The organism is Streptomyces lycii, assembly GCF_009735685.1.
In the GTDB taxonomy this organism is placed as follows: Bacteria; Actinomycetota; Actinomycetes; order Streptomycetales; family Streptomycetaceae; genus Streptomyces; species Streptomyces lycii.
In genome coordinates this window covers 1-26,266 of the sequence record NZ_WHPN01000407.1, presented here as the reverse complement: position 1 = coordinate 26,266, position 26,266 = coordinate 1, and the positions used below count along the sequence as shown (strand labels likewise).

Genomic DNA, 26,266 nt, shown 5'->3' with positions numbered 1-26,266 from the left:
CCGGCGGCGGCGCGGGTGCGGACGGGGCTGCGGACGGGGCTGCGGACGGGCCGGGCGTGGACGGGTGTGGCGCCCGGCGCCGGACGGCCGTGGCCGAGCCGGACACGGAGGAGCGGGATCCGGACGGGCACGGACGTGCGGGGCGCGGACGACAGCGGCCGAGCCGGACACGGGAAGAGCGGGAAGCGGAAAGCGGGAAGAGCGGAAGACCGGAGACCGGGAAGCAGGAAGCGGAAGCGGGAAGTCGGCACGTGGAACAGCGGGAACAGCGGGAACAGCGGTACGTGGAGACCGGTACGGGAAAGAGGTGTCCCTGATGCCGCCGGCGGCACGGCCCGGCAGGGGCTGGCTGCTGCGCCTGGTCATCGCGTTCGCCTTCGCGCAGGGCGCGGTGAGCATGGCCCGGCCCGCCGTCTCCTACCGGGCCCTCGCCCTGGGTGCCGACGCCCGCGCCGTCGGCGTCATCGCCGCCGTCTACGCGCTGCTCCCGCTGTTCGCCGCCGTCCCGCTCGGGCGGCGCACCGACCACGGCCGGTGCGCCCCGCTGCTGCCTGCGGGCGTCGCCCTGATCGCGGCCGGCTGCGCCCTCGGCGGTACGGCCGGATCGCTGCCCGCGGTCGCCGCCTGGAGCGGGCTCATGGGGCTCGGCCACCTCGCCTTCGTGATCGGCGCCCAGAGCCTGGTGGCCCGGCAGAGCGCCCCGGCCGACCAGGACCGCAACTTCGGCCACTTCACCATCGGCGCCTCGCTCGGCCAGCTCGCGGGGCCCGTCGCCGCCGGGCTGCTGATCTCCGGGCACGACGGCACCATGGGCCGCACCAGCGCGACCGCCCTGCTGGTGTCCGCGGCCGTGGCCGTCCTCGCCTGCGGCTCCCTGTGGCGTGTCGAGCACCCGGACCACGCCGCGGCGGCGGGCCGCCGGGACGGCGGTGCCGCGGCGGGTGCGGTGCCCGTCCCCGTACACCGGATCCTGCGCGCCCGGGGCGTGCCCGCGGGCATCTTCACCAGCCTCGCCGTCCTGTCCGCCACGGACATCCTCACCGCCTATCTGCCGGTCGTCGGCGAGCACCGGGGGATCGCGCCGGCGACCGTCGGGCTGCTGCTCAGCCTGCGGGCCGCCGCGACCATCGCCTGCCGGCTGGTGATGACCCCGCTCATCCGGCTGCTCGGCCGGACCGTGCTGCTGGCCGGGAGCTGCCTGGCCGCGGCGCTGCTGTGCGCGGGCATCGCGGTGCCGCTGCCCGCGTGGGGGGTGGCGGTGCTGCTGGCCGCGCTCGGCTTCTGCCTCGGCGTCGGGCAGCCGCTGTCCATGACCACCGTCGTGCAGGCCGCCCCGGGCGGCGCCCGCAGCACCGCCCTGGCGCTGCGGCTCACCGGCAACAGGCTGGGGCAGGTCGCCGCTCCGGCGTCGGCGGGCCTGCTCGCCGGGTTGGCGGGCACGGCCGCTCCGTTCGCGATGCTCGCCGTGCTCCTGCTGCTGTCGGCGGGCACGGCGGCCCGTCCGCTGCTGCGCTCCGGACCCGGCCGGAAGGCCGATTCCGCCGCGTCGCCGGAACATCCGCAGGCCCCGGGTCCGCAGTCCCCGGGTCCGCGTTGCTCGGGCACGCACTCCTCGGACCGGCAGTTCCCGGGCCCGTCGGCGGAGCACCCGCCGTCCGCGGAACCTCCGCGGCAGCGGCCGCCGTTCGAGCACCCGCGGGCCGGGGACTCGCCGCCCCGGCCGGACGCCCGCTGCCACCGGGGCGGCGGCAGCGGTCCGGCAGCCGACGGGGAGCCGCAGCCGTAACCGCAGCCGTAGCCGCCGTAGCCGCGGCAGCCGCGGCGGGCCGGAGGGCCGGCAGGGTAGCGGCCGGCAGAGAAGCGGCCGGCAGGCGCCGCAGGCGTTACGTGTCAGGTGATGCGTGATGTGCGTGATGTGTGGTGCGTCCCGGAGGAACGGGGGTCGTTTCCGGACGGGCTCGGAGGACGGAAGGTGCGAGGGCTCGGCACTCGCGCGGCGTTGGTGCATCATGGCGGCGGCGGTCCCCGGGGCGCGGCCTCCGCGGCCGGGTCGCTCCTGCCGCGCCGGGTCTCCGGTCCCGGACGACGGCAGGCTCCGGCACCGGGAGAAGTGGACCGAAGATGACAGGAGAGGACCGGAGAGGACCGGAGAGGACCGGACGGGAGCAGGACGGGCGGACCCCGTCCCGGTCCGGACCCCGTCCCGGTCCGGACCCCGTCCCGGTCCGGACCCCGTCCCGGTTCCGAACCCGGCCCCGCTCCCGGGCGGCGGCCCGCGGTTCCGGACGGCGGGACGAATCGGACCGGCCCCGGCACCGGCCCAGCAGGCCCCGCCGGACCTTGCGGCTCCGCCGCACACGGCGGCGCCGCGGGGTACGTGAGCCGGGGCACGTCCGTTCGCTGTGGCGCCGGAAAACTAACACCGCTAGTTTGGTTCCGCACGTCACATACCGAGCAGTCGGCGCGGGAGGACTTGATCCATGAAGGCCCACGACGGGATGTACATCGACGGCGCGTGGCGGCCCGCCGCCGGGACCGACGCCATCGCGGTGGTCAACCCGGCCGACGAGCAGGTCATCGGCATGGTGCCGGCCGGCACGGCCGAGGACGTGAACGCGGCGGTCCGCGCAGCCCGGGCCGCGTTCCCCGGCTGGGCCGCCACCCCGCCCGCCGAGCGCGCCGCCCGCCTCCAGGCACTGCACGCGGCTCTCGACGCTCGCCGGGACGAGATCGCCGCGACCGTGACCGCCGAACTCGGTTCGCCCGTGAAGCTCGCCCAGGCCGTGCACGCCGGGCTGCCGGTCACCGTCGCCGGGACGTACGCCGAACTCGCCGGGACGTACGCCTTCGAGGAGAAGATCGGCAACTCCACGGTGCTGCACGAGCCGGTCGGCGTCGTCGGCGCCATCACCCCCTGGAACTACCCGCTGCACCAGGTCGTCGCCAAGGTGGCCCCGGCACTCGCCGCGGGCTGCACGGTGGTGCTCAAGCCGGCGGAGGACACCCCGCTCGTCGCGCAGCTGTTCGCCGAGGCCGTGCACGAGGCGGGGCTGCCCGCCGGTGTCTTCAACCTCGTGACCGGCCTCGGTCCGGTCGCCGGGCAGGCGCTGGCCGGGCACGGGGACGTGGATCTCGTCTCGTTCACCGGTTCAACCGCGGTCGGCCGGCGGATCGGTGCGGTGGCCGGCGGCGCCGTGAAGCGGGTCGCGCTGGAACTGGGCGGCAAGTCCGCCAACGTCATCCTTCCGGACGCCGACCTGGCCCGTGCCGTCAACGTCGGCGTCGCCAACGTCTTCGCCAACTCCGGCCAGACGTGCAGCGCGTGGACCCGGATGCTGGTGCACACCGACCAGTACGAGGAAGCGCTCTCGCTCGCCGCGACCGCCGCCGCCAAGTACGTGCCCGGCGACCCGGAAGATCCCGCCAGCCGCCTCGGCCCCGTGGTCAACGCCAAGCAGCGCGACCGGGTGCGCGGCTACATCGAACGGGGCGTCGAGGAGGGCGCCCGCCTCGTCGCCGGCGGCCCGGACGCACCCGAGGGCGCGAAGACCGGCTACTACGTCCGGCCCACCGTGTTCGCCGACGTCACCCCCGGCATGACCGTCGCCCAGGAGGAGATCTTCGGCCCCGTGCTGACGATCCTGCGCTACGAGGACGAGGAGGACGCCCTGCGCATCGCCAACGACACGGTCTACGGCCTCGCGGGCGCCGTCTGGTCCGCCGACCCGGCACGGGCGGAGGCCTTCGCCCGCAGGCTGGACACCGGCCAGGTCGACATCAACGGCGGCCGGTTCAACCCGCTCGCCCCGTTCGGCGGCTACAAGCAGTCGGGCGTCGGCCGTGAACTGGGCGTGCACGGACTGGGGGAGTACCTCCAGACGAAGTCGCTCCAGTTCTGAACCCCTTACCGCCCCCGGGCGGCAGCGGTGGCCCCGCCCGGTCTCCCGAAGGCGCCGGCCCCGTGAGGCCGCCGCCCCGCCGCCCTCCGGGCCGCTTCCCGGATCCCGGTGACCTTCCGGCTGCGCCCGCGGGCGCAGCCGGAGCGGCACCGCCCCGACCCGCACCACCCGCCGCCTCATCCCGCCCCAGAGCCGAGAAGAGCCGCCATGACCCGCGCCGTCGTGCTGCCCGCCGTCAACGCCCCGCTGGAGATCAGCGAGATCGAGCTGCCCGACCCCGGACCCGGCCGGGTCCGGATCAAGCTCGCCGCCGCCGGGGTGTGCCACTCCGACCTCTCCCTGTCCAACGGAACCCTGCGCCAGCCCGTCCCCGCCGTTCTCGGGCACGAGGGCGCCGGCACCGTCACCGCGGTGGGCGAGGGCGTCACGGCAGTCGCTCCCGGCGACGCCGTCGTCCTGAACTGGGCGCCCTCCTGTGGTGCGTGCCACTACTGCGGCCTGGACGAGCCCTGGCTCTGCGTCGACGCCCTCGCCGGCGCCGGTGTGCCGTACGCCCGGACCCCCGACGGCCGCGATCTCTACCCCGGGCTCGGCAGCGCCGTGTTCGCCGACGAGACCGTGGTCGCCGCGAACGCCGTGCTCCCACTGCCCGGCGGCGTGCCGCTGGCCGACGCGGCGCTGCTCGGCTGCGCGGTGCTGACCGGCTACGGCGCCGTCCACCACTCCGCGAAGGTCCGCGAGGGCGAGTCCGTCGCCGTCTTCGGAGTGGGCGGCGTCGGCCTCGCGGTCATCCAGGCGGCACGCATCGCCGGAGCCGGGAAAATCATCGCGGTCGATGTCTCCCCGGAGAAGGAGGACCTGGCCCGCAAGGCCGGAGCCACCGACTACGTGCCCGCCGCCGACGACACGCACAAGGTGATCCGCTCGCTCACCGGAGGCCACGGCGCGGACGTGGCCGTGGAGTGCGTCGGCCGCGCGCAGACGATCCGTACGGCCTGGTCCTCGACCCGCCGGGGCGGCCGCACCACGGTCGTCGGCATCGGCCGCAAGGACGACCAGGTGTCCTTCTCCGCCCTGGAGATCTTCCACTTCGGACGCACCCTGTCCGGCTGCGTCTACGGCAACTGCGACCCGGCCCGCGACCTGCCGGTGCTCGCCGGGCACATCCGGGCCGGGCGGCTCGATCCGGGCGGCATGGTCACCGACCGGATCGGCCTGGAGGACGTACCGGCGGCCTTCGACGCGATGGTCGCGGGACGCGGCGGACGGGCGCTGGTCGTCTTCTGAGCGCGACGGCAGCCGTTCGCCGCCGCGACGGCACCCGGCAAGTGGCACCCGGACCCCGGCCCCCGGCCCCCCGACAAGTGGCGAGTGGCACTCCGGCACCCGGACCCCGGTCCGGAGTCGTTCCGTACCGGAGTCGTTCCGTACCGGAGTCGTTCCGTACCGGAGTCGTTCCGTATCGGAGCCGTTCCGTACCGGAGGCGCGCCGGGCCGCCGCGTTCAGCAGGGGCGGAGCAGCAGCAGGGCGATGTCGTCGGTGTCCACACCGCGGCCTGCCGACCGGACCAGGGCGTCGGCGACGTCCTCCAGGTTCCCGTCCCGGCCGTGCAGGGCGAGCCGGCCGCCGAGTTCCCCGATGGACTCGTCGAGATCGGTGCCGGGGGACTCCACCAGGCCGTCGGTGTAGAAGGCGAGCACACTGCCCGGCGGGACGGTGACCTCGGCGACCGGGTAGTCGGAGTCGGGGTCGATGCCCAGCAGCAGCCCCGGCGGTACGTCCAGCACCTCGGTGGGCCCGCCCGGGGTGTGCAGCAGCGGCGGCAGGTGCCCGGCGCTCGCCAGCAGGGCGCGGTGCCGGGACAGGTCGATGTGGGCGTAGAGACAACTGGTGAACAGCCCCGGTTCCAGGTCCACCAGCAGCCGGTTGGTCCGGGCCAGCACCTCGTCGGGGGAGGCCCCGGCGGTGGCGTTGGCGTGCACCGCGGTCCGTACCTGTCCCATCAGCGCCGCCGCCGTGACGTTGTGGCCCTGGACGTCGCCGATGACCGCGCCGACGGTGATGGCGTCGAGCCGGATCAGGTCGTAGAAGTCGCCGCCGATGTTCATGCCCTGGGTGGCGGGGAGATAGCGGGCCGCGACCTCCAGCCGGCCGGGCAGATGGGGCAGGCTGTGCGGCAGCAGGCCCTCCTGGAGGCCGTGGGCCAGCCGGTGCTTGGTGTCGTAGAGCCGCGCCCGGTCCAGTGCCTGGGCGAGCAGGCCGCTCAGTGAGGCCAGGGCGGCCCGCTCGTCGGGCGCGAAGGCGTGCGGGCGGTCGTAGGCCAGCACGCAGGTCCCCACCGGGCGGCCGGAGGCGATGAGCGGCAGGAACGCCCAGGCCTGCATGCCGTCGTGCAGCGCGGCACGGGCGGGATACGCCCGCTCCAGCTCCTCGCGGGAGGGGAAGAAGCCCGGCACCCCCAGGGTCAGGGCGCGCACTCCCGGGCTCGACGCGGTGAGCGGGGTGCCGTCGAAGTGGGTGATGGTCTCCTCGGGATAGCCGTGCTGGCCGACGATCCGCATCCGGCCGCTCTCGGTGACCGTCATCACCAGGCCCTGCGCGCCGAAAGCGGGCAGCAGGTGCTCGGCCGCCAGGTTCACCACGTCCTGAGTGCCGGCGGCCTCGGTGAGCGCGCCCGCCAGATGCATGAGCTGGTAGATGGTGCCCAGCCGCGTCGGCCCGGCCGGGTGGCTGCTGCCGCCGGGCATGCCCGGGGCGTTCTGCCGGACATGGGCCGGAGTGATGCGCACGCTCAGCCCGGTGGGGCCGGGGTAGAGCTGGAAGGTGAGCCAGTGGTCCGGCGGGCGGAGCGCGGTGAAGTCCGTCGGGTCCCGGCTGATGAGCGCCGCGCGGTAGCGGTCCTCGTAGACCGGGTCGGCCAGCCACGGCAGCGAGCGCCACGGCCGGGTGCCGACCAGCTCCTCCACCGTGCCGCCGACCAGCTCGGCGCCCCGGCGGCTGATGTAGGTGATGTGGCCGTTCAGGTCGAGCGCGCAGCAGCCCTCGGGCAGCCGGTCGGCGTAGAGCACGGCGGCCTGGGCCTCCTCGGGGCCGACGACGGACGTGCGGGGCTGGGCCAGTTTGCGGGGCGCGGAGGCGGGCAGCACGGGGCTGTTCCCGGCGGCGGCACCGCTCAGGGTCCCGGTCATCCTCCGGGCGACGCCGACCACGCGGGCGCGCTCCTCGTCGGACATGTCCTTCGGATGGGACCCGGGCCACAGCAGCATCAGCGCGCCCCAGGTGGTGCCGGGTCCTGCCGAGCCCGCCGCGGCAAGGGGGTTCCGGGCGTTGCCGGAGCCGCCCGCGGTGCTTTCCGCGCCCCCGGTGTCTCCGCCCCCGGTGTGCCCGGGCTCCGGGTCCGCGGCGTCCCCCGTTTCCGCCGTCTCCTCCAGCGGGTGCGCGGCCAGGCAGAAGTGGTACGGCAGGATCAGCGCGGTGCGGGGATAGCGGGAGGCCATGGCGCCCGCTCCGCCCACCCAGACCAGCTCGTGCCTGCGCATCGCGTCGGTGACGGGGAGCGGGGCGGTCGTGCTGACCCGGGTCCACGGCGCGATGAGTTCGAGCGGGAACCCGGTGAAGGACTCCAGCCACAGCGTCCGGCCGTCGGGCGCGAGCAGATAGACCGCGCCGCCGTACGCGCCCGCGCCGTGCACGGCCTCGGTCAGCAGCCGGTCCAGCCGGCTCCTGGCCGGGTCCGGGCCGACAGCCGGTGTACGCAGGCCTGGCACGCCATCTCCATATCAGCCGGTATCCGTCATGTCGGACGATACGCCGGAGGCGTGGCAGAGGCATCCCTTTGGGCGGAACGGCCGAATCCGCGACGGAGGGGCCGCGTCCGCGGAGGTTCCGGGGCGCGCCGCGCGCAGCCGTGGTGCCGATCCGGCCGGGCTCGGGCGGCCGCGTGACCCGTGGCCGTGCGGCCGGTCCGGTCAGCGTGCGGCCGGGTGGTGGGCGTGCGGTCGACCGGTGGCCGTGCGGCCGGCCGGTGGGCGTGCGGGCGGCCCGGGGCCGTGCTGTCGGCTCGCTGCGGCGCGGGCGGCTCGTGGCGGCGCGGTCAGCTCGTGGCCGTACGGTCCGCGGACAGTTGGTCGTACTGCAGTGCCAGGCCGTCCACCAGCGCCTGCAGGCCGGTCTCGAAGGCGCCCTCGTCGACGTGCTGCTGGTGTTCGGCGAGCAGGTGCGCCTGCTGGAGGTGCGGATAGTCCGCCGGATCGTAGGCCGCCGCGTCGTCGACGAAGCCGCGGGCAAAGGAGCCGAGCGCGGAACCGGTGACGAAGTAGCGCATCAGGGCGCCGATGCGGGTGGCGTGCGCCGGCGGCCAGCCCTCCTTGACCATGTGCCCGAAGACCGCGTCGGCCATCCGCAGTCCGGCCGGACGGCGGCCCGGCCCCCGGGCGAGGAACGGAACGATGTTCGGGTGCGCCGCGAGTGCCGCGCGGTACGAGCGGCCCCACCGCAGCAGTGCCGTCCGCCAGTCGGTCCCGTCGTCGAAGACCGAGAGGTCGACCTGGCCGACCACCGTGTCCGCCACGGCGTCCAGGAGCTCGTCCTTGACCGTGAAGTGGTTGTAGAGCGAGGGCCCGCTGACGCCCAGCTCGGCCGCCAGCCGCCGGGTCGACAGGGCCGGCAGCCCCTCGGCGTCGATCAGGGCGAGCGCGGTGGTGACGATGCGCTCACGGCTCAGCAGGGGCTTGCGGGGGCGGGCCATGGCCCACATAGTAGAGACAGTTAAAACTAGCGGCGATAGTTTAACGTCGAATGAAATCGAGAGGTGCCGTAGCCGTGGATCTTGAACTCTCCGAGGAGCAGGCCGACGTCCGCCGGCTCGCCCGGGACTTCGTCGACCGCGAGGTCGCCCCGTACGCCGCCGAGTGGGACCGTGTCGAGAGCGTGGACCGCGGCATCGTGAAAAAGCTGGGGCAGCTGGGCTTCCTGGGGCTGACGATCCCCGAGGAGTACGGCGGCTCGGGCGGCGATCATCTGTCGTACGTCCTGGTCACCGAGGAGCTCGGACGCGGTGACTCGGCCGTCCGCGGCATCCTCTCCGTCTCCCTCGGCCTGGTCGCCAAGTCCGTCGCGGCCTGGGGGAGCGAGGAGCAGAAGCAGGAGTGGCTGCCCCGGCTGTGCTCGGGCGAGGCCGTCGGCGCCTTTGGCCTCACCGAGCCGGGCACCGGCTCCGACGCGGCCAATCTGACCACCCGGGCGGTGCGCGACGGCGACTCGTACGTCATCGACGGCGCCAAGATGTTCATCACCAACGGCACCTGGGCCGATGTCGTCCTCCTCTTCGCCCGTACCGGTGACGCCCCCGGCCACAAGGGCGTCAGCGCCTTCCTGGTGCCCACCGGCACCCCCGGCCTGGAGCGCCGCGAGATCCACGGCAAGCTCGGCCTGCGCGGCCAGGCCACCGCCGAGCTGACCCTCACCGGTGTGCGCGTCCCCGCCTCGGCGATGATCGCGCCCGAGGGGAAGGGCTTCTCCGTCGCCATGTCGGCGCTCGCGAAGGGGCGGATGTCGGTGGCGGCGGGCTGCGTGGGCATCGCCCAGGCCTGCCTGGACGCGGCCGTCCGCTACGCCGGCGAGCGCGAGCAGTTCGGCAGCCCGATCGCGCGGCACCAGCTGGTCCAGGAGCTGATCTCCGACATCGCGGTGGACGTGGCCGCGGCGCGCCTGCTGACCTGGCAGGTCGCCGACCACATCGAGCGCGGGGTCCCGTTCGCCACCGAGTCCTCGGTCGCCAAGCTGTACGCGAGCGAGGCCGCCGTCCGCAGCGCCAACAACGCGCTCCAGGTCTTCGGCGGCTACGGCTACATCGACGAGTACCCGGTCGGCAAGCTGCTGCGCGACGCCCGCGTCATGACCCTCTACGAGGGCACCAGCCAGATCCACAAGCTGCTGATCGGCCGCGCGCACACCGGAGTCTCGGCGTTCTGACCGCCGCCCCGCGTATCCTCCGTGCCGCGCCCCGTCCCCGGGGCGCGGCGGGAAGCCCTAAGCGCTTGCTCAGTGCAAGGTATGGTTTCCCGTGCCGGCGGAGAGCCCGCCGGGAGCCGGGAGAGCGGGGCGTGATGGGCACGGAGGCGCACGAGGACCACGAGGCCGGGCAGGAGTGGGCCGATGTGTCCCCGGACGCGGCCAGGCGGCTGGTCAGGGCGGCCGTCGAGGCCTTCGCCGAGCGCGGCTACCACGCCACCACCACCCGGGACATCGCCGGCCGCGCCGGAATGAGCCCGGCCGCCCTCTACATCCACTACAAGACCAAGGAAGAGCTGCTCTACCAGATCAGCGGCGTCGGCCACCGGCTGGCGCTCGGCATCCTGGAGCAGGCCGCGGCCGGTGACGGCACCCCGGCCGAACGGCTCGCGGACGCCGTCCGGTCCTTCGTCCACTGGCAGGCCACGCACCACACCACCGCCCGCGTGGTCCAGTACGAGCTGGGCGCGCTCGGCGAGGAGCACTACGCCGAGGTGCTCGCGATGCGCCGCGGCACCGACAGCGCCGTGCGGTCGATCATCCAGGACGGCGTGGACGCCGGGGACTTCGACGTGCCGGACGTGGCCGGAACGACCCTCGCGGTGCTGTCGCTCTGCATCGACGTCGCGCGCTGGTTCAACCCGAACGGACGCCGCACCCCCGAGACGATCGGTGAGCTGTACGCGGACCTGGTGCTGCGGATGGTGGGCGCCGTCCGCTGACCGCGTCCGCGTACCCGCCGGCAGGTGCCGGAGGGCCCGCGGACACGGTCGTCGCCGTGCGGGCTGAGGAGCCGTACGGCCGGCCGCGCGGTACGCCGCAAGCGCGGTACGCCGCTGCTGTGCGGCGCAAGCGCTGTACGGCGCAAGCGCTGTACGGCACGAGCGCCGTACGGGCACGAGCGCCGTACGGGCACGAGCGCCGTACGGGCACGAGCGCCGTACGGGCACGAGCGCCGTACGGGCACGAGCGCCGGCCGGAAGCAGCGCCTCGCGGGGCCGGGCAGCCGATCAGCCGGACAGCCGGACAACCCGAAGCGCCGCACGGGCGCAGCCGTTCACAGCCGGCCGCGGGTCACAGCCGGCCGCGGGTCACAGGTAGAAGCGGGTCACGCTCTCCGCCACGCAGGCCGGCTTGTCCCCGCCCTCGCGCTCGACCGTCACCACGGCCGTCAGCTGCACCCCGCCCTGGACCTCCTTGACCTCGGAGACCGTCGCCGTGGCGCGCAGCCGCGAGCCGACCGGCACGGGGGAGGGGAAGCGGACCTTGTTGGACCCGTAGTTGATGCCCATCCGCACGCCCTCGACCCGCATCAGCTGCGGCACGAACACGGGCAGCAGCGACAGCGTCAGATAGCCGTGCGCGATCGTCGTGCCGAAGGGGCCCGCCGCGGCCTTCTCCGGGTCGACGTGGATCCACTGGTGGTCGCCGGTCGCCTCCGCGAACAGGTCGATCCGCTTCTGGTCGACCTCCAGCCAGTCGCTCGTGCCCAGCTGCTCGCCGACCGCGGCCCGCAGCTCGTCGAGCGAGGTGAAAACCCGGGGCTCCGCCATGTTCCTGACCTCCGTAGCGCGAAATACTAAGCGGTTGCTCAGCATGCTGGCGCGGCGGACCGCTGTCAACGCCGCGGGCTGCCGGGCGTCCGCCGAGGGGCCGGGTCGGGAGGGCGCGGGGGCGCCCGCGTAGCCTTGCGAAAGTGCCGCAGATTCCAGAGAGACTCCACGAACTCACCGTCGGCCAGCTGTCCGCCCGCAGCGGCGCGGCGGTCTCCGCGCTCCACTTCTACGAGTCCAAGGGCCTGATCAGCAGCCGCCGCACCTCGGGCAATCAGCGCCGGTACACCCGTGACGCGCTGCGCCGGGTCGCCTTCATCCGCGCGGCCCAGCGCGTCGGCATCCCGCTCGCGACCATCCGGCAGGCGCTCGCCGAGCTGCCCGACGAGCGGACGCCGAACCGGGACGACTGGGCACGGCTGTCCGAGGCCTGGCGGGAGGAGCTGGACCAGCGCATCGCGCAGCTGGCGCGGCTCCGGGACCATCTGACCGACTGCATCGGCTGCGGCTGCCTGTCGCTGGAGACGTGCGCGCTCTCCAACCCCGACGACCGGCGCGGCCAGACGCTGGCGGGGTCGGTGCTGATGCCCGAGCGCCGGGGCAGGCCCGCGGACCGCTGACCCGGGCGGGGGCGGGGCGGGCGCACGGCGGCCGTCTCCGGGGCTGCCCCGGCCGGTCCGGACACCCCCCGGCCGGTCCAGACATCCCGGCCGCCCGGGCCTCCGTACGGCCGGCCGGGCCCGCGGGCTACCCGGCCGGGAGCGATCCGGACCGTGCCGGCCGCGCCGCCCGCGCTTGCCCGGTCGTCCGGATCAGCCCGTGAACAACTGCTTGAGCTTCAGCCCGAGTTCGTACAGCCCGTAGCCGAACGGCAGGCCCACCCAGAGCCAGCAGCAGGCCATCAGCACGCCCCGCCCGCGGGCGGGGCCGTCCGCGGCCGGGTCCGCCGCGGGCCGCGGTGCGGAGTTGTCCTGGCTCATCGCGGTGTCCCCTCGGTGTCGGTGCCCCGGGCGGCGGCGAGCCCGGGCCCGTCCCCGGGTGGCGCGGCGGGCGGTTCGTGGTAGCGGCTGTGGACCGGTCGTACGAGCTCGTTGGCGACGAAGCCGACGACCAGCAGGCTGATCATGATGTAGAAGGACGTCGTGTAGAGGTCGGTGCCGGTGTGCCCGGCCGACTCCCGGGCGTCCGCGACCGCGTTGACGATGAGCGGCCCGAGGACCCCCGCGGTGGACCAGGCGGTGAGCAGCCGGCCGTGGATGGCGCCGACCTGGTAGGTGCCGAACAGGTCCTTCAGATAGGCCGGGACGGTCGCGAAGCCGCCGCCGTAGAAGGACAGGATGACGGCCGCGCACACGATGAACAGCGGCTTCGAGGAGTCGCCGAGCGAGGCGATCGCCAGGTACAGCAGCGCCCCGACGCCGAGGTAGAGCCGGTAGATGTTCTTCCGGCCGACCAGGTCGGAGGTGGAGGACCAGACGAACCGGCCCAGCATGTTCGCCAGCGAGAGCAGGCTGACGAACCCGGCCGCCGCGGTGACGCCCACCGGCGTGCTGGTGCCGGAGAAGAAGTCGCGGATCATCGGGGCGGCCTTCTCCAGGATGCCGATGCCCGCGGTGACGTTCATGCAGAGCACCACCCACAGGCACCAGAACTGCGGCGTCCGGAGCGCGTTGCGCGCGGAGACCTGCGCGGTGGTCATCAGTGCGCCGGAAGCCGCCGGCCGGCCCGGCCGCGAGCCCGGCGGCTCCCAGCCCTCGGGCGGCACCCGCACCAGCAGCACGCCCAGTGTCATGAACAGCGCGTAGACGACGCCCATCACCAGGAACGTCCGCGCGATGCCCCCGGTGCCGGTGCCGAACGCGGACAGCAGCTGGCTGGACCAGGGCGAGGCGATCAGCGCGCCGCCGCCGAAGCCCATGATGGCGATCCCGGTGGCCATGCCCGGCCGGTCGGGGAACCACTTGATGAGCGTCGACACCGGCGAGATGTAGCCGATGCCGAGCCCGATGCCGCCCACGAACCCGTAGCCCAGCACCACCAGCCAGTACGCTCCGGTCGCGGCTCCCAGCGCGGAGATCAGGAAGCCGGACGAGAAGCAGACCGCGGACACGCACATCGCCCACCGCGGCCCGTTCCGCTCCACGAGCGTGCCGCCGAAGGCCGCCGACAGGCCGAGCATGACGATCGCGAGCTGGAACGGCAGCGCCGACGCGGTGCCCGACAGATCGAGCGAGTCCTCCAGCGGGGGCTTGAACACGCTCCACGCGTACGCCTGTCCGATGGCGAGGTGGATCGCCAGCGCGGCGGGCGGCACGAGCCAGCGGCTCCAGCCGGGCGGGGCGACCGAGCGGGACCGGGCGAGCACGTCCGGGACGAGCGAGGCCATGCGGATACCTCCGCGCGGCCGGGTGCGGGGGCGAGGGCGGTGCGGGCGTGACCGGGAGTCGGTCCCCCGGAGAGCCCGGCTGGTGTTCGAGCGGGCCGCGCCGCCCGGACCGTACAACGTTCACCGATCTCCGGGGAAGGGGTGCGGAAGGCTCTGCCCGCATCGTGGAATATCTGTGCCCTCGGTCGTGGGCGCGCGGTGGTTCCCGGGGCCGGGTCAGGAGGCCTGGGCCAGCGCCGCGCGCCGCGCGCGCCGTGCTCCGAGCAACGCCTGCTCGGTGAGCACCGGTTCGGGTACGGCGATGCCGCAGCCGGTGCAGACCGGTCCCGAGGCCGGCCGGTCCGGGCCGCCGCGCCAGGCGATCCGGTCGCAGGCGCAGACGGGGCAGGCCGTGCCGGGCGCGGACTCCAGCGCGGCGATCAGCCGGCGCAGCACATCGGCCAGCGGCGCGGCCGGGTGCACCAGCGGGTCGTCGCACCGGACCACCCCGCACCCGCCCCAGGTGCACCGGTGCCAGTCGTCGAGGGCGCTGGGCTGTCGGATGCCCAGATGTTTCTCCCGTTTGCGGCGGGCGGCGAACTCCACGTCGTACGCGAGCCAGACCCGGCGGGCCTCCTCGAGTTCGGCGAGTGCTGCGGTGAGCCGCTCCGGGGCGGGGCGCCGGTCCTCGGTGCCGATGCCCACCCGGTCGCACAGGTGGTGCCAGGTCGCCCGGTGGCCGTACGGGGCGAACTTCTCCAGGCACTTGCGGAGTGCCGTGCGACGCTGCTCGGGCGCGAGTCGAGGGTCACGCACCTGTTCGGCGAGACTTCTGAAACCGGCCATCGCTTTCCACCTCCGACGCTCGTTCTGCGGGGATGTGGAATGGACGGGCGCAAAGGCGGATCGGCTCCCTCCGGTTGACGGTTGGCCGGGAAGTTGTCCGATTGGGCCCTCTTGCGCGACCGGCTCCGTGCTGCTCCGGCTCCCGGGAGCCGGGTGGGGGAGCGCCGGCGGGGAAAGTGAGGACTGCTCATCTTCCAGATTCGTTGTACCGGCGGTAACGTCCGCTCAACGTCCCTCAGGAAGGAGCAGGAATGCGACGGAGCCTCCCGCTTCCCGCCACGCGCAGAACCTCCCGCCCCCGCCGTGCCCTGACCGCCACCGCGCTGCTCGCGCTCGCCGCGGGACTCCTCTCGCCGCTGCCGCGCGCCGCCGCGGCCGAGAGCACCGCGCCGAGCGCGAGCACCGCGGCCCCGGTCACCGACCACTGCGAGGGGCAGTGCTCCGACATCCTGCCCCCGGGGTCGAACGGCAACGCGACCCTGGCCGAGATCCTCGCCCACCGCACCCTCGGCACCCGGCCCGCGCACAGCTCGGACCAGCTCGGCCCGTACAACGACCTGGTCGCGGGACACACCTCGCTCACCGACGGCAAGCTCGCCGACTTCTTCAACGACGCGTCCTTCGGCGTCCCGGAGGACCAGGTCGAGTCGGTCACCCGGCCGCGCGAGGACGTGACGATCACCCGCGACAAGAAGACGGGCGTGCCGCACATCAAGGGCACCACCCGCGAGGGCACCGAGTTCGGCGCCGGCTACGCGGCCGCGCAGGACCGGCTGTGGCTGATGGACCTCTTCCGGCACATCGGCCGCGGCGAGCTGACCCCCTTCGCGGGCGGCGCCGAGGGCAACCAGGGGCTCGAGCAGCAGTTCTGGCCGCAGGCCCCGTACACCGAGGAGGACCTGCAGAGCCAGATCGACCGGATCGCCGCCTCCGGCGAGCGCGGCGAGCTGGCCATGGCGGACGCGCAGGCCTACATCGACGGCATCAACGCCTACGCGCAGAAGGCGAAGAAGGGCCGTTACTTCCCGGGCGAGTACGTCCTGACCGGCCACATCGGCCCGATCACCAACATCGGCGAGATCGAGCCGTTCAAGCTGACCGACATGGTCGCCCTGGCCTCCGTCGTCGGCGCCCTCTTCGGCGGCGGGGGCGGCGGCGAGGTGCAGGCCGCGCTGTCGCTGCTCGCCGCCCAGGAGAAGTACGGCACGCAGAAGGGCACCGAGGTCTGGGAGTCCTTCCGGCAGCGCAACGACCCGGAGGCCGTCCTCACCCTGCACGACGGCAGCTCCTTCCCGTACGCCGGGAAACCCGACAAGGCGCGCGGCACCGCCATGCCCGACCCCGGCTCCGTCACCCCGGAACAGCTGGTGTTCGACCGGGAGGGCGCGGCGAAGAAGGACGCCGAGGCGGCCGTGAAGGTCCCCTCGCACCTGAAACCGCTGCGGAACATGCACGACGACGGCGTGCTGCCCGCGGACCTCTTCGGCAAGCCGCACGGCATGTCCAACGCCCTGATGGTCTCCGGCAAGCACACCGCCGCCGGCAACCCCGTCGCCGTCTTCGGCCCGCAGACCGGCTACTTCGCGCCGCAGCTGCTGATGCTCCAGGAACTCCAGGGTCCCGGCATCAGCGCCCGCGGCGCCTCGTTCGCCGGCGTCGGCATGTACGTCCAGCTCGGCCGCGGCCAGGACTACGCCTGGAGCGCGACCTCCGCCAACCAGGACATCATCGACACCTACGCGGTCGAGCTGTGCGAACCGGACGGCTCCGCCCCGGCCAAGGAGTCGCTGCACTACGTCAACCACGGCAGCTGCGAGCCGATGGAGAAACTGGAGCGGAGGAACGCCTGGAAGCCGTCGATCGCCGACTCCACGGCCGAGGGCTCCTACCGGATGCAGGTGTACCGCACCGATTACGGCATGGTCACACACCGAGCCACCGTCGACGGCAAGCCCGTCGCCTACACCTCGCTGCGCTCCACCTACCGGCACGAGGCCGACTCGATCATCGGCTTCCAGATGTTCAACGACCCCGGCTACGTGAAGGACGCGGAGTCCTTCCAGCGCGCGGCCGAGCACATCGGCTACACCTTCAACTGGTTCTACGCCGACTCCCGCGACACCGCGTACTTCAACAGCGGCGACAACCCGGTGCGCGCCGAGGGTGTCGACGCCTCACTCCCGGTGCGGGCCGAACCCGCGTACGAGTGGCAGGACTTCTCCCCCGAGCACAACACCGCCGCGTACACCCCCGCCGCCGAGCACCCGCAGTCGGTGAACCAGGACTACTACGTCTCCTGGAACAACAAGCAGGCCAGGGACTACACCTCGGCCGGCTTCGGCTTCGGCTCCGTGCACCGCGGCGACCTGCTCGACACCCGGGTGAAGAAGCTGGTGGAGCAGGGCGGCGTCACCCGGGCCTCGCTGACCCGGGTCATGGCCGACGCCGGGCTGACCGACCTCCGCGGCGAGGCCGTGCTGCCCTCGCTGCTGAAGGTGCTGCGCAGCGAGAGCATCACCGACCCGGCCGCCGCCGAGGCCGTACAGCAACTGGAGTCCTGGCTCGACGCGGGCGCGAAGCGGCGCGAGACCTCGGCGGGCTCGAAGACGTACGCCCACGCGGAGGCCATCCGCACCATGGACGCCTGGTGGGCCCGGCTCATCGAGGGACAGTTCAAGCCGGGCCTCGGGGACGGGCTCTACGACGCGCTGCGGGCCAACCTCGCGGTCGACGAGCCGCCGTCCGCCGGCCACGGGCCGACGGGCGGGCACGCGGGCTCGGCCTTCCTCGCCGGCTGGTGGAGCTACGCCGACAAGGACCTGCGCAAGGTCCTCGGCGAGCCGGTGGAGGGCGCGCTGGGCGACACGTACTGCGGCGGCGGCGAGCTGTCGGCCTGCCGGGATGTGCTGCTCGACACGCTCACCCGGGCCGCCGCGACCCCCGCGACGGAGGTCTACCCGGGCGACGAGAACTGCGAGCCGGGCGACCAGTGGTGCGCCGACGCCGTCATCCACCGGCCGGTCGGCGGGCTGACGCACGACGCCGCGCACTGGCAGAACCGGCCGACGTATCAGCAGGTGGTGGAGTTCCCGAGCCACCGCTGAACAGAACAGCGGTCACCGGACGACCGGTCACCGGACGACCGGTCACCGGACGACCGGTGACCGGTCACCGGTCACCGGTCACCGGCAGCCGTCTCCGGGAGGCGCCTCGGAGACGGCTGCGCCCCGGGCCGGTGCCCGGCAGCCGGCCGGCGCCCGGCAGCCGCCCGGGGCAGCCTTCGCCCGGCAGCCGCCCGGGGCAGCCTTCGCCCGGCAGCCGCCGGTGTGCCCACGGACACCGGACGGCCGGCCGGTCCTTCCCCTCCCGGGAGGACCGGCCGGTCCGCGTCCGGCGGCCGCCGGGCGACGGCGTCACATCAGCGCCCCCGGTACAGCAGGTGCTCCCGGCGCGTCCGGCGGAACGCCGCCAGTTCCGCGCGCCAGCCCGCCACCACCTCGTCCGTGGTGGCGCCCGCGTCGATCGCCGTCCGCACCCGGGTCGAGCCGGTGAGCTTGTCGATCCAGTTGTCCGGCCGCCAGGCGAAGCCGTCCCACGTCTGCTTGGCGGTGACCAGCAGCGCGATGCCGGTGCGCACCGGGTCGAAGGCGTCCCGGTCGTGGACGTGCAGCTGTACCCCGCCGATGGTCTTGCCCGCGAACTTGGAGAACACCGGAGCGAAGTACGCCTCGCGGAATCGCACCCCCGGCAGCTCCAGCTCGTTCGCGGCCTCCGCCCACCGCCGGTCGACGCCCTCCGCGCCCAGCAGCTCGAACGGGCGGGTGGTGCCGCGCCCCTCCGACAGGTTGGTGCCCTCGAACAGGCAGGTCCCGGGGTACACCAGCGCCGTCTCCGGCGTCGGCATGTTCGGGCTCGGCGGCACCCACGGCAGGCCGGTGTCGTCGAAGAAGTCGCCGCGCCGCCAGCCGGACATCCGGACGACGTCCAGCTCCACGGCCCGCCCGGCCGCCTCCGGCACGAACTCCGCGTTGAACAGCAGCGCCAGCTCCGCGACCGTCATGCCGTGCGCCTGCGCGATCGGCTCCCGGCCCACGAAGGTCGCGAACTCCTTCTCCAGCACCGGCCCGTGGGCGTCCCGCCCGGTGACCGGGTTCGGCCGGTCCAGGACCACGAAGCGCTTGCCCGCCCCGACCGCCGCCACCATGCAGTCGTACAGCGTCCAGATGTACGTGTAGAAGCGCGCTCCCGCGTCCTGGATGTCGAAGACGACGGTGTCGACGCCGGACTCCGTGAAGATGTCCGCGAGTTCCCGGCCGCTCTTGAGATACGTGTCGAAGACGGGGAGGCCGGTCGCCGGGTCCTCGTACCGGCCCTCGGAGCCACCCGCCTGCGCCGTACCGCGGAAGCCGTGTTCGGGCCCGAAGACGGCCGTGAGGTTCACCCGGTCGTCGGCGTGCATGACGTCCACGATGTGCCGGACCTCCGGCGTGACACCGGTCGGATTGGTCACCACGCCGACCCGCTGTCCCGCCAGCTCCGCGTAGCCGCCCGCCGCGAGCCGGTCGAATCCGGTACGGACCCCCGGCCCGCCCCCGGGACGCCCGCGCGGGGTGTCCGCGCGCGCCGGGCCTCCGGCGGCGACGGCGCCGACGGTGGCGCCGACGGCTCCCGTCGCGGCCAGCAGATTTCTTCGGGACAGGCTCATCCACGCACCTCCGGGCTCGGGGTTCTCACACCGGGAAAGGGGAGGCCCCGGGCCCGGTGGTGACACTGTGCCCCCGCACGCTAACGCCCGGGCGGCGCTCGCGGAACGACCTGGACGGGGGCCGTGCGCCGGGCGGTGGCGCGGGCCGCCGGGCAACCCCTTCCCAGGTGACATACCGACCGGTTAGTCTGCCGCCACAGCCGAGTCGAGGGAGACCGATCGTGGAAGCGGTACGGGAACGGTCAGTGGTCGTCACCGGGGGAGGCGGCGGCATCGGTGCCGCTCTCGCCCGCAGGTTCGCGGCCGAGGGCGCCAGGGTCGCCGTCAACGACCTGGACAAGGACAAGGCCGAGACCGTGGCGCGGGAGATCGGCGGCGTCGCGGTGCCCGGCGACGCCTCCGGAATCGTCCCCGCGGCCCGGGAAGCCCTCGGCGGCCGTATCGACATCTACTGCGCCAACGCCGGGATCGCCACCAGGGGCGGGCCGGAGGCGGACGAAGCCGCCTGGGCCGATGCCTGGGACGTCAACGTCATGGCGCACGTCCGCGCGGCGCGCGAGCTGGTTCCCGAGTGGCTGGAACGGGGAAGCGGCCGCTTCGTCGCCACCGTCTCCGCGGCCGGGCTGCTGACGATGGTCGGATCCGCCCCGTACAGCGTCACCAAGCACGGCGCGCTCGCCTTCGCCGAATGGCTCGCCGCCACCTACCGGCACCGCGGCGTCGCCGTGCACGCCGTCTGCCCGCAGGGCGTGAAAACCGACATGCTCAGCGGCACCGGCGCGGCGGGCGAGCGCGTCCTGCTGCCCACCGCGATCGAGCCCGGGCAGGTCGCCGACGCGGTGTTCGAAGCCATCGCCGCCGACCGTTTCCTGGTGCTGCCGCATCCAGAGGTCGGCGCCATGTACGCCGCCCGCGCCACCGACACCGACCGCTGGCTGCGCGGCATGAACCGTCTCCAGCAGCAGGTCGAACAGGCGGAGCAGGAAGCCGGCCGGACGGAACAGGACACCCGGCGGGACACGGAAGGGGAAGCCCGATGACCGCATCGATCTACGACGCCAAGCCGTGGCTGGCACAGCTCAGCGAGGTCCAGCGGGCCCCCGTCCGGCCGCCGGAGACCGTGCTGCACGCCTTCCGCGACGCGGCCCGCCGGGAGCCAGACCGCCCGGCGCTCGCCTACTTCGACGGCCGGATCGGCTACCGCGAGCTGGACGAACTGTCCGACGGCGTCGCCGGCCACCTCGCCGCGCGGGGCTTCGCCCGCGGCGACCGGCTCGCGCTGATCCTGCAGAACACCCCGCACTTCGTGATCGCGCTGCTCGGCGCCTGGAAGGCGGGCGGCACGGTCGTGCCGGTCAATCCGATGTACAAGGACCGCGAGGTCGCGCACGTCCTCGCGGACTCCGGCGCGGCCGCCCTGGTCTGCTCCGACCGGGCCTGGGAGGCGTATCTGCGCGGGACCGCCGCGGACTCACCGGTCCGTATCGTGCTCACCGCCGACGACCTGGACTTCCAGACCCGGAACGACGAGCGGGTGCTGCCCGCCGAGCGCCTCGGCGCGCCCGAGGACGCCACCGACCTGCTGCACGCCGCGCGCACCGGCGGCACGGCCCCGGAAGGCCGGGATCCGTCGTCCGGCGACACCGCCCTCATCAGCTACACCTCGGGCACCAGCGGCACCCCCAAGGGCGCCATGAACACGCACGGCAACATCGCCTACAACGCCGAGCGGCAGCGCACCGGCCTGGCACTGCCCGACGGCGCGTGCGTCTTCGTCCTCGCCCCGCTGTTCCACATCACCGGCATGGTCTGCGAACTGGCGTCCTCCGTCGCGGCCGCGGGCACCCTCGCGCTCGCCCACCGCTTCGAGGCCGGGGTCGTCCTCGACGCCTTCACCGAGCACCGGCCCGCCTACACCGTCGGCCCCTCCACCGCCTTCATGGCCCTGGCCGCCCACCCCTCGTGCACGCCGGACCACTTCAGCTCCTTCACGATGATCTCCTCGGGCGGTGCCCCGCTGCCGCCCGCCCTGGTGGAGAAGTTCCGCGCGGGATTCGGCCCGTACATCCGCAACGGCTACGGGCTCACCGAGTGCACCGCGCCCTGCGCCAGCGTCCCGCCGCAGCTGGAGGCGCCCGTCGACCCGGCCTCCGGCACACTGTCCGTCGGCCTCCCGGGGCCGGACACGGTCGTCCGCATCATCGACGAGGAGGGCCGCGACGTGCCCTTCGGCGAGCACGGGGAGATCGCCGTCCGCGGCCCGATGGTGGTCCCCGGCTACTGGCGCCGGCCCGAGGACTCGGCCGCCGCGATGCCGGACGGCGAGCTGCGCACCGGCGACATCGGCTTCATGGACGCGCAGGGCTGGCTCTACGTGGTCGACCGCAAGAAGGACATGATCAACGCCTCCGGCTTCAAGGTCTGGCCGCGCGAGGTCGAGGACGTCCTCTACACCCACCCGGCGGTCCGCGAGGCGGCCGTCGTCGGCGTACCGGACGCCTACCGCGGCGAGTCCGTGAAGGCGTACGTCAGCCTGCGGCCCGGCGCCGAGGCGGAGCCCGGGGAACTGGCCGCCCACTGCAAGGAACGGCTCGCCGCGTACAAATATCCGAGGGAAGTCGAGATCCTGCCCGAGCTGCCGAAGACGACGAGTGGGAAGATCCTCCGACGGGAGCTGCGCGCCTCCCGCTGACGGATGCCGTGTCCGCCGCTCCCGGGCGGCGGCAGCACGGCACACGGACAGCACGGCACCACGGACAGCACAGCACAGCACAGCTCCATGGACTGCACAGCACAGCACACGGCAGCACAGCACTACGGACAGAGGGGCAGGTGGCGGCGATGGCCAGAACGACGGAGGGCGACGGGACCCCGGTCCCGCAGCGGCTGCTGGCCGCCGCCACCCGCCTCTTCGCGGAGCGCGGTTACGACCGGACGTCCGTCCAGGAGATCGTCGAGGCCGCCGGGGTGACCAAGGGCGCGCTCTACCACTACTTCGGCTCCAAGGACGATCTGCTGCACGAGATCTACGGCCGGGTGCTGCGGCTCCAGCAGGAGCGGCTGGACGCCTTCGCGGACGCCGACGCGCCGGTGGAGCAGCGGCTGCGGGACGCGGCGGCCGACGTTGTCGTCACCACCCTGGAGCACCTGGACGACGCGACGATCTTCTTCCGGTCCATGCACCAGCTCAGCCCGGAGAAGCACAAGCAGGTACGGGTCGAGCGGCGCCGCTACCACGAGCGGTTCCGCGCCCTCATCGAGGAGGGCCAGCGGACCGGGGTGTTCAGCAGCCGGACCCCTGCCGACCTGGTCGTGGACTACCACTTCGGCTCGGTGCACCACCTGTCCACCTGGTACCGGCCGGAGGGCCCGCTGAGCGGCCGCGAGGTGGCCGACCACCTCGCGGACCTGCTGCTGCGCGCCCTGCGCCCCTGAGCGGACGGCACGCCGGAGCACGGCACGCGGCGTACGGCCCAGCACGGCAGGGGCCGGCGCGGCACACCGCAGTGCAGCACACCGCAGCGCAAACACCGCAGCGCAAACACAGCAGCAGGGGCCGGCGCGGCACACCGCAGCACGGCACGCGGCGGTACGACGGCGTGATCGGCGCACGGCGCGCACGGCACCCCCGGACGCACGGCGACGCGGACACACGGCGACGCGGACACACGGCGACGCGGAAGCACGGCACCGCGGACGCACCGCGCCCCCGACGCACGGCGACGCGGCCCGACCGGGCTTCCGGTCCGGGCCGCGTCGCCGTTCACGCGTTCCGTCAGGCTCGCGCGTACTTCTTGAGCTCGCGGCGGGCCATCGACCGCTGGTGCACCTCGTCCGGCCCGTCGGCCAGCCGGAGCGTACGGGCCGCCGCCCACAGCTCGGCCAGCGGGAAGTCCTGGCTGACGCCGCCCGCGCCGTGCAGCTGCACCGCGCGGTCCAGGATGTCCACGACCGTGCGCGGTGTGGCGATCTTGATGGCCTGGATCTCCGTGTGCGCGCCCTTGTTGCCGACCGTGTCCATCAGCCAGGCCGTCTTGAGCACCAGCAGCCGCAACTGCTCGACGGCGACCCGCGCGTCCGCGATCCACTCCTGGACCACGCCCTGCTGGGCGAGGGGCTTGCCGAAGGCCGTACGGTCCACGGCGCGGCGGCACATCAGCTCGATGCCGCGCTCGGCCATGCCGATCAGCCGCATGCAGTGGTGGATGCGGCCGGGGCCGAGCCGCGCCTGGGCGATCGCGAAGCCGCCGCCCTCCTCGCCGACCAGGTTGGCGGCCGGGACGCGGACGTTGTCGAACACGATTTCGGCGTGCCCGCCGTGGTAGTGGTCCGCGTAGCCGTAGACGGTCATCGCGCGCCGGACCTCGACGCCCGGGGTGTCGCGGGGGACCAGGACCATGGACTGCTGACGGCGGATGTCCACGCCGTCGGGGCCCTCGCCGGTCGCTGTCTTGCCCATCACGATGAAGATCTTGCAGTCCGGGTTCATCGCCCCGGAGATGTACCACTTGCGGCCGTTGATGACGTAGTCGTCGCCGTCGCGTTCGATCCGGGTCTCGATGTTGGTGGCGTCGGAGGAGGCGACCTCCGGCTCCGTCATCGCGAAGGCCGACCGGATCTCGCCCGCGAGCAGCGGCTCCAGCCACTGCTTGCGCTGCTGCTCGGTGGCGAACTGGGCGAGCAGCTCCATGTTGCCGGTGTCCGGGGCCGCGCAGTTGAGGGCGGTCGGCGCGAGCTGCGGGCTGCGTCCGGTGATCTCGGCGAGCGGCGCGTACTGGAGGTTCGTCAGCCCCGCGCCGTACGTCTCGTCCGGCAGGAACAGATTCCACAGCCCCTGCCGGCGGGCCTCGGCCTTGAGTTCCGCCACGACCGCCGGGGTGTCCCAGGGGGACGCGAGCGCGGCGCGCTGCTCCTCAGCGGTCCGCTCGGCCGGGTGGACGTGCTCGTCCATGAACGCCAGGAGCCGCTCGCGCAGCTCTTCGGTGCGGGCGTCGAATGCGAAGTCCATGTGCTCAGCCTTCCTGCAGGGTGGTGAGGCCGTTGTCGATGAAGACGGGGACGAGGTCGCCGATGCGGTCGAACCCCGCTCCGACGGTCTGGCCGAGGGTGAAGCGGTAGTGGATGCCCTCGAGAATGACCGCGAGCTTGAAGTAGGCGAAGGCCGTGTACCAGGCGACCCGGGAGACGTCCCGGCCCGAGCCGGCGGCGTACCGCTCGATCAGCTCGGCCGGCCCCGGGTGGCCGGGCGCGCCGGCGGTGGTGCTGATCGGCATGTCGGCCGCCCCGCGCTGCCCGCTGTACATCACCAGCAGTCCGAGGTCGGTCAGCGGGTCGCCGAGGGTCGACATCTCCCAGTCGAGAACCGCGTGGATCCGGTCGTCCGGGCCGACGAGGACGTTGTCGAGGCGGTAGTCGCCGTGTACGACCGTGGCGTCCGGGGACGGCGGCAGGGCCTTGCCGAGGGCCGCGTGCAGCTCGTCGATGCCCGGCAGATCACGGTTGCGGGAGGCGTCGAGCTGCTTGCCCCAGCGGCGCAGCTGCCGCTCCAGGAAGCCCTCCGGCCGGCCGAAGTCGCCCAGCCCGGCGGCCGCAGGGTCGACGGCGTGCAGCTCGACGAGGGTGTCCACCAGGCCGAGCACCACGCCCCGGGTCCGCTCCGGGCCCAGCGGGAGGAGTTCCCCGGCCTTGCGGTACGGCGTCCCGTCCACGAACTCCATGACGTAGAAGGGGGAGCCGATGACCGACTCCTCCTCGCAGAGCAGCAGCGGCTCGGGCACCGGCACCGCCGTGGGGTGCAGCGCGCTGATCACCCGGTGTTCCCGCCGCATGTCGTGCGCGGTGGCGAGGACGTGGCCGAGCGGCGGCCGCCGGACCACCCAGCGGGAGAGGCCGTCGGTGACCGCGTAGGTCAGGTTCGACCGGCCGCCCTCGATCAGGCGGGCGCTCAGCGGCCCGCGCGCCAGACCGGGGCGTTCGCGGTCCAGATGGCCGCGCAGACGCTCCAGGTCGAGACCGGGCGGATGGTCCTTGCTCATCGGCTGCTCCTCGGGGAGGGACGGGACGTCCGCACATCATGCCGACCAGTCGGTATGACGTCCACCCCCGGGTGCCCGGAGCCCGGCGGCGCAGCGCCCGCCGGGCGGATCCGCCCGGCGGTCAGCCCGCGCGGCGCAGCGCGTCCAGGGCCAGGTCCGTGGTCTGCTCCGGGGTGCCGTCGATCGAGACCGCCGCTCCGCGTTCGTCCCGCTCCAGCGGCTGGAGGTCGGCGATCTGCGAGCGCAGCAGGCTCGGCGGCATGAAGTGCCCCTTGCGGTGTGCCATCCGCTGCGCGATCACGTCCGCGGAGCCGTCGAGGTGGAGGAAGAACGCCCCCGGCGCCGCCTCCGACAGCTGCTTGCGGTAGCGGCGCTTGAGGGCCGAGCAGGAGACCACGCCGCCGTCGGCCGAGTGCTCGGCGAGCCACTGGCCCAGCGCGGCCAGCCACGGGCGCCGGTCCTCGTCGTCGAGCGGTGTGCCGGCGGTCATCTTGGCGATGTTCTCCGGGGGGTGGAAGTCGTCGGCGTCGGCGTACGGGACGCCGAGCCGGCCGGCCACCATCCGGCCGATGGTGGTCTTCCCGGCCCCGGCGACGCCCATCACCACGACGAGCGGGGCGTCCTCCCCGGTCGGCTGCCGGTCGGTCGCGGCCATGTGCACCTCGCTGGGTCGTCGGTGTCGTGCGCGGCCGGCTCGTCGGTGTCGTACGCGGTACCGCCCCGGTGCCCGCCCCGCGCCGCGGGCGGCGGCTCCCGCTGTGAAGATAGTCGACGTGATCGCCCGGCGGTACGTCGGCGCGGCGGCGCACCACTCCCACGGCCCGCCGGGGAAGCCGGTGCGCCGCCGCGG

20 protein-coding genes are annotated in these 26,266 nt (G+C 73.9%); 10 read left to right on the top strand and 10 right to left on the bottom strand.

Annotated elements, in window-relative coordinates; translation table 11 throughout:
* Positions 1–316: 316 nt before the first annotated feature.
* The 3 genes from GCU69_RS28900 (at position 317) to GCU69_RS28890 (ending at position 5,186) form a co-directional block, all read left to right on the top strand.
* Positions 317–1,786, top strand: coding sequence for an MFS transporter (locus GCU69_RS28900; RefSeq protein ID WP_170315961.1), 1,470 nt, complete (start codon positions 317–319; stop codon positions 1,784–1,786).
* Positions 1,787–2,480: 694 nt separating this feature from the next.
* The gene (locus GCU69_RS28895) at positions 2,481–3,899 is read left to right on the top strand and encodes an aldehyde dehydrogenase family protein (protein ID WP_098751137.1); all 1,419 of its coding nucleotides are present in this window, start codon (positions 2,481–2,483) and stop codon (positions 3,897–3,899) included.
* Between the two features lie 207 nt (positions 3,900–4,106).
* Positions 4,107–5,186, top strand: a complete 1,080-nt coding sequence (locus tag GCU69_RS28890) for a zinc-binding dehydrogenase (RefSeq protein WP_098751118.1) — start codon at positions 4,107–4,109, stop codon at positions 5,184–5,186.
* A 216-nt stretch (positions 5,187–5,402) separates the two neighbouring features.
* On the opposite strand, the gene GCU69_RS28885 is transcribed toward GCU69_RS28890, so the two are convergent.
* Entirely contained in the window at positions 5,403–7,667 is a 2,265-nt protein-coding gene (locus GCU69_RS28885) for a SpoIIE family protein phosphatase (RefSeq protein ID WP_235978763.1), read from the bottom strand.
* 326 nt (positions 7,668–7,993) lie between these two features.
* A complete protein-coding gene (locus tag GCU69_RS28880) occupies positions 7,994–8,647 on the bottom strand; it encodes a TetR/AcrR family transcriptional regulator (RefSeq protein WP_098751117.1) in 654 nt (217 codons plus the stop codon).
* 74 nt (positions 8,648–8,721) lie between these two features.
* Here GCU69_RS28880 and GCU69_RS28875 point away from each other — a divergent pair, with 74 nt between their 5' ends.
* Both GCU69_RS28875 and GCU69_RS28870 read left to right on the top strand, forming a co-directional pair.
* Positions 8,722–9,873: an acyl-CoA dehydrogenase family protein gene (locus tag GCU69_RS28875; RefSeq protein ID WP_156207646.1), complete on the top strand. Its 1,152-nt coding sequence runs from the start codon at positions 8,722–8,724 to the stop codon at positions 9,871–9,873.
* Positions 9,874–10,007: 134 nt separating this feature from the next.
* The gene (locus GCU69_RS28870; RefSeq protein WP_098751115.1) at positions 10,008–10,634 is read left to right on the top strand and encodes a TetR/AcrR family transcriptional regulator; all 627 of its coding nucleotides are present in this window, start codon (positions 10,008–10,010) and stop codon (positions 10,632–10,634) included.
* Between the two features lie 369 nt (positions 10,635–11,003).
* Here GCU69_RS28870 and GCU69_RS28865 read toward each other — a convergent pair whose 3' ends face one another.
* On the bottom strand, positions 11,004–11,465 hold the full coding sequence (locus GCU69_RS28865) for a MaoC family dehydratase (protein ID WP_098751114.1): 462 nt from the start codon (positions 11,463–11,465) through the stop codon (positions 11,004–11,006).
* 143 nt (positions 11,466–11,608) lie between these two features.
* On the opposite strand from GCU69_RS28865, the gene soxR reads away from it, so the two are divergent.
* Positions 11,609–12,085 (top strand): redox-sensitive transcriptional activator SoxR, encoded by a 477-nt coding sequence (gene soxR, locus GCU69_RS28860; protein ID WP_098751113.1) that lies wholly within the window; start codon positions 11,609–11,611, stop codon positions 12,083–12,085.
* A 192-nt stretch (positions 12,086–12,277) separates the two neighbouring features.
* Here soxR and GCU69_RS28855 read toward each other — a convergent pair whose 3' ends face one another.
* The 3 genes from GCU69_RS28855 to GCU69_RS28845 all read right to left on the bottom strand — a co-directional run bounded on the left by GCU69_RS28855 (position 12,278) and on the right by GCU69_RS28845 (position 14,676).
* Complete coding sequence (locus tag GCU69_RS28855) at positions 12,278–12,445, bottom strand: MFS transporter small subunit (RefSeq protein WP_156207645.1); 168 nt, start codon at positions 12,443–12,445, stop codon at positions 12,278–12,280.
* On the bottom strand, positions 12,442–13,851 hold the full coding sequence (locus tag GCU69_RS28850) for an L-lactate MFS transporter (protein ID WP_156207644.1): 1,410 nt from the start codon (positions 13,849–13,851) through the stop codon (positions 12,442–12,444). Before GCU69_RS28850 ends, GCU69_RS28855 begins: the two co-directional genes overlap by 4 nt.
* A gap of 216 nt (positions 13,852–14,067) precedes the next feature.
* On the bottom strand, positions 14,068–14,676 hold the full coding sequence (locus GCU69_RS28845) for a hypothetical protein (protein ID WP_098751111.1): 609 nt from the start codon (positions 14,674–14,676) through the stop codon (positions 14,068–14,070).
* Positions 14,677–14,927: 251 nt separating this feature from the next.
* On the opposite strand from GCU69_RS28845, the gene GCU69_RS28840 reads away from it, so the two are divergent.
* Positions 14,928–17,780, top strand: coding sequence for a penicillin acylase family protein (locus GCU69_RS28840; protein WP_156207643.1), 2,853 nt, complete (start codon positions 14,928–14,930; stop codon positions 17,778–17,780).
* A gap of 314 nt (positions 17,781–18,094) precedes the next feature.
* Here the strand turns inward: GCU69_RS28840 and GCU69_RS28835 are convergent, their stop codons facing one another.
* Positions 18,095–19,381 (bottom strand): exo-beta-N-acetylmuramidase NamZ family protein, encoded by a 1,287-nt coding sequence (locus tag GCU69_RS28835; RefSeq protein ID WP_156207642.1) that lies wholly within the window; start codon positions 19,379–19,381, stop codon positions 18,095–18,097.
* A 221-nt stretch (positions 19,382–19,602) separates the two neighbouring features.
* Here GCU69_RS28835 and GCU69_RS28830 point away from each other — a divergent pair, with 221 nt between their 5' ends.
* The 3 genes from GCU69_RS28830 (at position 19,603) to GCU69_RS28820 (ending at position 22,816) form a co-directional block, all read left to right on the top strand.
* On the top strand, positions 19,603–20,421 hold the full coding sequence (locus tag GCU69_RS28830) for an SDR family NAD(P)-dependent oxidoreductase (protein WP_156207641.1): 819 nt from the start codon (positions 19,603–19,605) through the stop codon (positions 20,419–20,421).
* Entirely contained in the window at positions 20,418–22,073 is a 1,656-nt protein-coding gene (locus GCU69_RS28825; RefSeq protein ID WP_098751107.1) for a class I adenylate-forming enzyme family protein, read from the top strand. The genes GCU69_RS28830 and GCU69_RS28825 overlap by 4 nt, the downstream gene beginning before the upstream one ends.
* Before the next feature lie 149 nt (positions 22,074–22,222).
* Positions 22,223–22,816 carry a TetR/AcrR family transcriptional regulator gene (locus GCU69_RS28820; protein WP_098751106.1) on the top strand — a complete coding sequence of 198 codons (594 nt, stop codon included), beginning with the start codon at positions 22,223–22,225 and terminating at the stop codon, positions 22,814–22,816.
* A 340-nt stretch (positions 22,817–23,156) separates the two neighbouring features.
* Here GCU69_RS28820 and GCU69_RS28815 read toward each other — a convergent pair whose 3' ends face one another.
* The 3 genes from GCU69_RS28815 to GCU69_RS28805 all read right to left on the bottom strand — a co-directional run bounded on the left by GCU69_RS28815 (position 23,157) and on the right by GCU69_RS28805 (position 26,071).
* Positions 23,157–24,389, bottom strand: a complete 1,233-nt coding sequence (locus GCU69_RS28815; RefSeq protein ID WP_156207640.1) for an acyl-CoA dehydrogenase family protein — start codon at positions 24,387–24,389, stop codon at positions 23,157–23,159.
* 4 nt (positions 24,390–24,393) lie between these two features.
* Positions 24,394–25,416 (bottom strand): phosphotransferase family protein, encoded by a 1,023-nt coding sequence (locus GCU69_RS28810; protein ID WP_156207639.1) that lies wholly within the window; start codon positions 25,414–25,416, stop codon positions 24,394–24,396.
* 121 nt (positions 25,417–25,537) lie between these two features.
* Positions 25,538–26,071 carry a gluconokinase gene (locus GCU69_RS28805; protein ID WP_098751103.1) on the bottom strand — a complete coding sequence of 178 codons (534 nt, stop codon included), beginning with the start codon at positions 26,069–26,071 and terminating at the stop codon, positions 25,538–25,540.
* Between the last annotated feature and the right edge of the window lie 195 nt (positions 26,072–26,266).

Excerpts from the sequence above, each read along its gene's own strand:
- GCU69_RS28870 (WP_098751115.1), top strand. The coding sequence starts at position 10,008 with ATGGGCACGGAGGCGCACGAGGACCACGAGGCCGGGCAGGAGTGGGCC.
- GCU69_RS28820 (WP_098751106.1), top strand. The coding sequence starts at position 22,223 with ATGGCCAGAACGACGGAGGGCGACGGGACCCCGGTCCCGCAGCGGCTG.
- GCU69_RS28855 (WP_156207645.1), bottom strand. The coding sequence starts at position 12,445 with ATGAGCCAGGACAACTCCGCACCGCGGCCCGCGGCGGACCCGGCCGCG.
- GCU69_RS28880 (WP_098751117.1), bottom strand. The coding sequence starts at position 8,647 with ATGGCCCGCCCCCGCAAGCCCCTGCTGAGCCGTGAGCGCATCGTCACC.
- GCU69_RS28840 (WP_156207643.1), top strand. The coding sequence starts at position 14,928 with ATGCGACGGAGCCTCCCGCTTCCCGCCACGCGCAGAACCTCCCGCCCC.
- GCU69_RS28815 (WP_156207640.1), bottom strand. The coding sequence starts at position 24,389 with ATGGACTTCGCATTCGACGCCCGCACCGAAGAGCTGCGCGAGCGGCTC.
- GCU69_RS28810 (WP_156207639.1), bottom strand. The coding sequence starts at position 25,416 with ATGAGCAAGGACCATCCGCCCGGTCTCGACCTGGAGCGTCTGCGCGGC.
- GCU69_RS28845 (WP_098751111.1), bottom strand. The coding sequence starts at position 14,676 with ATGGCCGGTTTCAGAAGTCTCGCCGAACAGGTGCGTGACCCTCGACTC.
- GCU69_RS28850 (WP_156207644.1), bottom strand. The coding sequence starts at position 13,851 with ATGGCCTCGCTCGTCCCGGACGTGCTCGCCCGGTCCCGCTCGGTCGCC.
- GCU69_RS28895 (WP_098751137.1), top strand. The coding sequence starts at position 2,481 with ATGAAGGCCCACGACGGGATGTACATCGACGGCGCGTGGCGGCCCGCC.
- GCU69_RS28825 (WP_098751107.1), top strand. The coding sequence starts at position 20,418 with ATGACCGCATCGATCTACGACGCCAAGCCGTGGCTGGCACAGCTCAGC.
- GCU69_RS28865 (WP_098751114.1), bottom strand. The coding sequence starts at position 11,465 with ATGGCGGAGCCCCGGGTTTTCACCTCGCTCGACGAGCTGCGGGCCGCG.
- GCU69_RS28890 (WP_098751118.1), top strand. The coding sequence starts at position 4,107 with ATGACCCGCGCCGTCGTGCTGCCCGCCGTCAACGCCCCGCTGGAGATC.
- GCU69_RS28805 (WP_098751103.1), bottom strand. The coding sequence starts at position 26,071 with ATGGCCGCGACCGACCGGCAGCCGACCGGGGAGGACGCCCCGCTCGTC.
- GCU69_RS28835 (WP_156207642.1), bottom strand. The coding sequence starts at position 19,381 with ATGAGCCTGTCCCGAAGAAATCTGCTGGCCGCGACGGGAGCCGTCGGC.
- GCU69_RS28900 (WP_170315961.1), top strand. The coding sequence starts at position 317 with ATGCCGCCGGCGGCACGGCCCGGCAGGGGCTGGCTGCTGCGCCTGGTC.